3 protein-coding genes are annotated in these 4125 nt (G+C 74.7%); all 3 read left to right on the top strand.

All coding sequences use genetic code 11. From position 1 onward, the window contains the following. A partial coding sequence (locus CCN44_RS39035) for a glucosidase family protein (RefSeq protein WP_462509664.1) occupies positions 1-1107 on the top strand: 1107 nt, incomplete at its 5' end. Between the two features lie 178 nt (positions 1108-1285). Next, a complete protein-coding gene (locus CCN44_RS39030) occupies positions 1286-2044 on the top strand; it encodes an NUDIX hydrolase (protein ID WP_086703779.1) in 759 nt (252 codons plus the stop codon). A gap of 144 nt (positions 2045-2188) precedes the next feature. Beyond that, the coding region (locus CCN44_RS46940; RefSeq protein ID WP_272936012.1) for an ATP-binding cassette domain-containing protein at positions 2189-4125 on the top strand (1937 nt) is incomplete at its 3' end.

Below are 4125 nucleotides of genomic sequence, written 5' to 3'. Positions count from 1 at the left end.
GGCACCCTGCGCACGCTGGCCCGCACCCAGCTCCAGGGCCAGGGCCCGCGGACCGGCATGATCCCCGGCCCCCGACGCGACGCGGGCCCGCACCTCCCGCCGGGCTGCACCGGAACGGAGGCCACACTGCTCTTCCCCGCCCTGCTCGCCGAAGCCCGCCGCTGGGGGCTGCCCGAGCAGGAGACCCAGGAACTGCTGCCCGCGGCCGAACGCTGCCTGACCTGGCTGCGGGCCACCGTCGGCGACAGCACCTACCTCGCCGACCCGCACCCCGGGGGACCGGCCCGCTGCGAAACGCAGGCCCACGCGTACCGTGCCGCCCTGCTCGGTGCCGATCTCCTCGACGCCTACGACAGACCGGGCGCCGCGGAGTTACAGCAGTGGGCCCAGACCCTGCGGGCCGCCTTCCGGACCGACTTCTGGGTGGCGGACCGCGGCGGCGGACGCCCGGCGGCGGCCCTGGCACCGGACGGCCGACCCGTGCCCCATCTGGCCGCCACCGCCGTCCACCTCCTCGACACCGGCCTGCTCGGCGCCGGGCGGCTCGCCCCGGGCCTGCTCGACACAGTGCAGACCGAACACCTCGCCCGGCTGCTCGGCACCCCAGCCATGGACGCGGGCTGGGGACTGCGGGGCCTCGGCAGCAAGGAACCGGGACACAAGCCGTTCGGCCACCGCACCGGAGCCGTACGGGTCCACGAGAGCGCACTCGCAGTCGCCGGGCTGGTGGCGGCCGGCTACGAGAAGGAAGCGGCCGGCCTGCTGAAAGGGCTGCTGGAAGCGGCGGAACACTTCGGTCACCGGCTGCCCGAGATGTTCGCGGGCGAACGGCGCTCCACCGCCACCGCGCCCCTCCCGCACCCCGCCGCCTGCCGTCCGGCGGCCACCGCCGCGGCCTCCGTGATCCTGCTGTTCACCGCCCTCGCCGGTATCCGTCCCGACGCCCCGGCCCGCACGGTCACCCTGCGCCCCGTGCGCAGCGCCCCGCTCGGCGAACTCGGTCTCAACGGACTGCGAGTCGCGGGTGCCCCCTTCGCCGTGCGGATCAGCCGGCTCGGGCTCGCCATGGTGGAGGAGGCGGCGGACGGCCTGCAACTGGGAGCGTGACCTCGCCGCGCGCAACAGGGAGCGTGACCTCCCCGGCAAGGAGGGTGACCTCGAACGACACCACCGGACCGACAAGCAGCGGGACGGGCCTGCGCCCCATACCGGAATGAAGCGGAACCACCTCGGAGCGACCGGCGAAGGGAGTGTTTATCGTCAGGAAGACGACTATGATCGCGGCATGCCCTACGACCCGTCAGCCTTTCCGCCCTTCGCCGTGACCGTGGACCTGGTCGTGCTGACCGTGCGCCGCCATGCCCTGTGCGCGCTGGCGGTCCGCAGGGGTGAGCCGCCCTTCCAGGGGCGCTGGGCGCTGCCCGGCGGCTTCGTACGGGCCGACGAGGATCTGTCCCAGGCGGCGGCGCGTGAACTGGCCGAGGAGACCGGGCTGTGCGCCCACGACCCCGCGACCCCGGCCCAGGACAACGGAGCCCATCTGGAGCAGCTCGCCACCTACGGCGACCCCAAGCGGGACCCGCGCATGCGCGTGGTCAGCGTCGCGCATCTCGCGCTCGCGCCGGACCTGCCCGCGCCGCGTGCCGGAGGCGACGCCAGCAACGCGCGCTGGGCCCCGGTCGAGGAACTGCTCCAGCAGGGCGGCTACGGCCGTGACGGCGAACCCGTGGCGCCGCTCGCCTTCGATCACGCCCAGATCCTCGCCGACGGAGTGGAACGCGCCCGCTCCAAGATCGAGTACTCGTCGCTGGCCACTGCCTTCTGCCCGCCCGAGTTCACCGTCGGGGAGCTGCGCCGGGTGTACGAGGCGGTGTGGGGCGTCGCACTCGACCCGCGCAACTTCCACCGCAAGGTCACCGGCACCCCAGGCTTCCTCGTCCCCACCGGAGGCACGACCACACGCCAGGGCGGCAGGCCGGCCCAGCTCTTCCGAGCGGGCGGCGCAACCCTGCTCAACCCGCCGATGCTGCGCCCCGAGGTCTGACGGACGGGCCGCCGGGCGGTCGCCGCGCCGACCGCCCCTACTGAGCGCACGCTCCATCGAACGGCGGACAGAGAAGGGGGTAGATCGCGCGGCATCTCCGTGCAAGGCGCCTTATACCCGAAAAACCGGACATGTCGCGCTATCTTGCTGCAGGTGATCCAGGCCTTCGGACTGACCAGCAATTCCCGCAAGGCGCATCCGCCCGCCGTCGACGATATCTCCTTCGAAGCGCGTGCCGGGCATGTCACCGCGCTCCTCGGGAGCGCCGGTGCGGGAAAGACGACGGCGCTCAAACTGATGCTTGAGCTCCAACAGGGGCGCGGCATCACTTACTTCAGAGGCCGCCCGCTGCATCTGATCGCTCACCCCTCGCGGGAAGTCGGCGTACTCCTCGGCGACGTACCGGGCCACCCGGCCCGTACGGTCCGCGGTCATCTGCGCATGCTGTGCGCCGCGGCGGGAGTTCCCGCGCGACGAGCCGACGAGGTCCTCGAAGTGGTCGGTCTCGTCAGCCTCCGCGAAGAGCGCCTCGGCACGCTGTCCCGCAGCATGGACCGCAGACTCGGCCTGGCCTGCGCCCTGCTGCCCGACCCGCACACGCTCGTCCTGGACGAGCCCACGGACGGTCTCTCCGTCCGTGAGGCCCAGTGGCTGCACGGCATGCTGCGGGCCCACGCCGCCCAGGGCGGCACGGTGCTCTTCACCACGGCCGACACCAAGGAGGCCGCACGCACGGCCGACCGGGTCGTCACACTCGACGGCGGCAGACTCGTCGCCGACCAGGAGGCCAGGGCCTTCGCGCGCACCCGGCTGCGTCCGCGCGTGGCCGTCCGCAGCCCGCACGCCGCCCGCCTCGCGGCCCTGCTCACCAAGGACGCCCGCGTCGCCCGCCGCTCCGTCGAAGTCGTGCGCGAGGGCGGCAACCGCCTGTCGGTGTACGGCACGACGACCGCCGACGTCGGCGAGATCGCGTTCCGCAACGGCATCCTCGTCCATCAACTGGCCGACGAAGTAGGCGACATGGGCCCGGGGGCCGGTGTCGAGGGCGACGACCCGAAGTGCGCCTCCGAGCCTCGAGAAGCCGTGCGGAACGCGGCACCGGCGGACCCGGAGGCCCGCCCGGAGCGCGGACCGGCGGACCGGAACCCGGTGGCTCTCGACGCCCGCTACAGGGAGCGGGGGCATGCTGCGGCCGGCCGCACCTGGCCGGAGCGTGAACGGCCGGTGTTCGGATTCTCCGCGATCGGCAGCTCGTCCGACGACCCCGGCCGCGCCGCGGACGAGTTGCCGGCGGCACCCGGACACGCAGGGTCGGAGGTCCCGCAGGGGAGCGCGACGGCTGACGCTCCGGTGGCGGCGCGACGCACCGCGGAGCCGACGGCGGCATCGAGTGCCGCGGCGGCCGACCCGGCAACGGCCGAACCTCGCACGGTCGCCCTCGACCGTGCGGCCCCGGACTCCGACGCCCCGACGCCGGACCCCGCGTGGGAGAACGCCACCGCGGCCGGGGAACCGGCGGATCGGCGCGAGCCCACCTCAGCCCGCCCGTCGGCGGCGGAGGCGGAGCGGGCCGCGGCCGGCCTCTCCCCGGGTGGTGAACGGCAACCCGAGTCCGACCGCGCGACGCCGATGCGGACCTCCGACAGCGCGTGGCCGGCGCGTGGCCGGGCTGTCGATCAACGGTCTGTGCCGGACCGGCCGCCGACCGTCTCCGGCGCCCCCACCCACGACGCCTCGCCGGCCGCCGCCTCTCCGGCCTCCCCGGCCGACGGCACGGTGCACGGCGCCATCGCATCCGGTGAGAAGGGCACGGCCGGTGCCGGAGAGGCATCCGCCAGACCCGCCGGCGGCCGTGCCACCGACCAGGCGGCCACCCCGGACGCCGGCCTCGGCGGAGTGGCGACGGCCGCCGAAGCGCAGACCGGCGGCACCCGCACTCCCGCGACGACCGCCGCCGGCGCCCGCACCTTCCTCCCCGGCGCCAGGAACCCCGCTGCCCGGCAGCCGCAGACCGACCGCGCAGCCCGTCCTGACGATGTCCGCGCCCTCGCCGTCCCCTCGCCCCTGCCACCCCCCATCTC

The organism is Streptomyces tricolor (assembly GCF_002155905.1).
GTDB lineage: Bacteria > Actinomycetota > Actinomycetes > Streptomycetales > Streptomycetaceae > Streptomyces > Streptomyces tricolor.
This window is presented reverse-complemented; position numbering and strand designations above follow the sequence as displayed.

What these genes read in the sequence shown, in the direction of transcription:
- CCN44_RS39030 (WP_086703779.1), top strand. Translation starts at nt 1,286, where the DNA reads ATGCCCTACGACCCGTCAGCCTTTCCGCCCTTCGCCGTGACCGTGGAC.